General features: G+C 71.3%; 3 protein-coding genes. All 3 read left to right on the forward strand.

What is annotated here, in order from left to right; translation table 11 throughout:
• The coding region (locus WA805_RS26760) for an ATP-binding cassette domain-containing protein (RefSeq protein WP_425243727.1) at positions 1–849 on the forward strand (849 nt) is incomplete at its 5' end.
• Positions 846–1,670 carry an ABC transporter permease gene (locus WA805_RS26765; protein WP_425243728.1) on the forward strand — a complete coding sequence of 275 codons (825 nt, stop codon included), beginning with the start codon at positions 846–848 and terminating at the stop codon, positions 1,668–1,670. The genes WA805_RS26760 and WA805_RS26765, both read left to right, overlap by 4 nt.
• A 21-nt stretch (positions 1,671–1,691) precedes the next feature.
• Positions 1,692–2,571: sensor histidine kinase (locus WA805_RS26770; RefSeq protein ID WP_425243729.1), on the forward strand; the 880-nt coding region annotated here is incomplete at its 3' end.

Genomic DNA, 2,571 nt, shown 5'->3' on the forward strand with positions numbered 1-2,571 from the left:
ATCGTGACTGGCTTTCTCGGCCCGAACGGGGCCGGCAAATCGACCACGATGCGGATGATCGCCGGCCTGGACGAGCCCACCGCCGGCCGGGTCAGGGTCAACGGCAAGGACTACCGTGCTGCGTCCGCCCCGATGGCGGAGCTGGGCATCTTGCTGGAGGCCAGGGCGGTGCACACCGGCCGGTCGGCCCGCAATCACCTGCTGGCGCTGGCGCAGACCAACGGCGTCAGCCGGCGCCGGGTCGATGAGGTGATCGGCATGGCCGGCCTGGATGATGTGGCGGGCAAACGGGTCGGCGGGTTCTCCCTCGGGATGGGCCAGCGGCTGGGCATCGCCTCGGCGCTGCTGGGCGATCCCGGCGTCCTAGTCCTGGACGAGCCGGTCAACGGGCTGGACCCCGAGGGGGTGCTGTGGATCCGGAACCTGCTCAAGGGCCTGGCCGCCGAGGGCCGTACCGTGTTCGTGTCCTCGCACCTGATGAGTGAGATGGCGCTGACCGCGACCCGGCTCGTTGTCGTCGGCCGGGGGCGGCTGATCGCCGACACCACGGTCGAGGAGTTCGTGGCCCGCGCCGGAAGCGGAGCCGTCACGGTGCGCACGCCGCAGGCTGCCCAGCTGCGCGACCTGCTGCTCGGGCCGGACATCACTGTGACCAGCGAGCAGGGCGGCGTCCTGCAGGTACGGGGACTGACCGCCGAAGAGATCGGCACCACCGCCTGGCAGGCCCGCCTGCCCATCTTCGAACTGACCACTACGCAGGCTTCACTGGAGGAGGCATTCATGCAGCTCACCGACGACTCCGTTGACTTCCGCTCGCACGGGGCCCGCGAGGCGGTGGCAGCCCGATGAGCGCGCTCACCACCACCCCCGCCGCGGCCGGCCCAGCGCTGAAGGTCACCCAGGGCCGGGTGCTGCGCTCGGAGTTCACCAAGTTCCGCTCCCTGCGGTCCACCGCCTACACGCTGCTGACCGCCGTCGTGCTGATGGTCGGCCTCGGCGCCGTGTTCGCGGCGGTGACCGCCAGCCAGTACCACACGTTCAACGCGGCCGCGCGGGCCAGCTTTAACCCCATCACGACCAGCCTGGGCGGCGTCATGTTCGCCGTCGTGGCTTTCGGTGTCCTCGGCGTGCTGGTGGCGAGCGGCGAATACAGCACCGGCATGATCCGCGCGTCACTGACCGCCGTTCCGCGCCGGCTGCCGGTCTTGTGGGGCAAGCTGGCCGTCTTCGCCGGCGTGATCTTCCCGGTCTCGCTCATCGCCAGCTTCATCTCCTTCTTCCTCGGCCAGGTGCTGCTGAACAGCCACCACATCGGGGTGTCCATCAGCGCCCCTGGCGCCCTCCGGTCGGTCGTCGGCGCCGCCCTGTACATCACCGTGGCGGGCTTGATCGGCGTCTCCCTGGGCGCGCTGTTCCGCAACACCGCGGCCGGGATAGCCACCTTCGCGGGAGTGTTCTTCGTCATCCCGCCGCTGGCCAGCCTGCTGCCCTCCTCGATCAGCGGGCACCTGACCCCCTACCTGCCCTCGAACGCGGGGGCGGCCCTGTGGGGCGGGGCGCAGAACGCGCCGAACGCGCTCGCGCCGTGGACCGGGTTCGCGCTCCTGTGCGGGTACGCCGTGGTCCTCATCGCCGCGGCGGCCTGGCGGCTGCGGCGCTCGGACGCCTGAGCAAGGGGGACAATTCCTAGCATGAGGCTTCTCAGGCCCGTCGAATACCCGGCGAACCGCCCCGCGCGCCGCTGGGTATTCGACGTGCTGGTCACCGTGCTGGCCGCGGCGCTGTCGTTGCCCAACCTGTACCAGGGAGGCGCCCACCACTGGCCCGGGGTGGCGGCATTCGTCGTACTGGCCCTGATGGTGGCGCCGCTGGTGGTCCGCCGGATCTGGCCCATCCCGGTGTTCGGCTGGATCCTGGTTACCCAGATCGCCGCGGTCTCGTGGGACAGGCACCTGGTCGCCGGGGCGGCGCTGCTCATCGCCCTGTACACCGTGGCGAGGCTGCAGTCGCGCCGTGACGCGCTGGCTTGCGGCGGCGTACTCGAGCTCACCGTGGTCACCGCGCTGCCCCTGCTCGCCGGCGCCGGCTGGTGGCATGACCTGATCTTCCTGTCCGGCCTGATTGCCGCCGCCCTCGGTCTCGGCCTGTACACCGGCACCCGCCGCGCCTACCTCGCCGAACTGCGCGACCGTGCCGACCGGCTGGAGCGCGAGCGAGACCAGCAAGCGGCGCTCGCCGTCGCGGCCGAGCGAACACGGATCGCCCGCGAGATGCACGACATCGTCGCCCACCACCTCACCGTCATGATCACGCTGAGTGAGGCGGCGATCGCCGCGTCGGCCAGCTCACCGGAGCGCGCCAACGACGTCATGCGCAGCGTGGCGGACACCGGGCGGCGCGCGCTGGCCGATACCCGCCGGCTCCTCGGCGTGCTGCGCCAGCGCCCCAGCCAGGACCCCGGCCAGGGCCCCAGCCAGGACCCCGGTGGATCCCTGCAACCCGTCCCCGACCTCACTCAGCTCGACACGCTCATCGAACAGGTCCGATCCGCGGGACTGGACACCACGCTGG

Source organism: Trebonia sp. (assembly GCF_049794275.1).
In the GTDB taxonomy this organism is placed as follows: Bacteria; Actinomycetota; Actinomycetes; order Streptosporangiales; family Streptosporangiaceae; genus Trebonia.

Excerpts from the sequence above, each read along its gene's own strand:
- WA805_RS26765 (WP_425243728.1), top strand. The coding sequence starts at position 846 with ATGAGCGCGCTCACCACCACCCCCGCCGCGGCCGGCCCAGCGCTGAAG.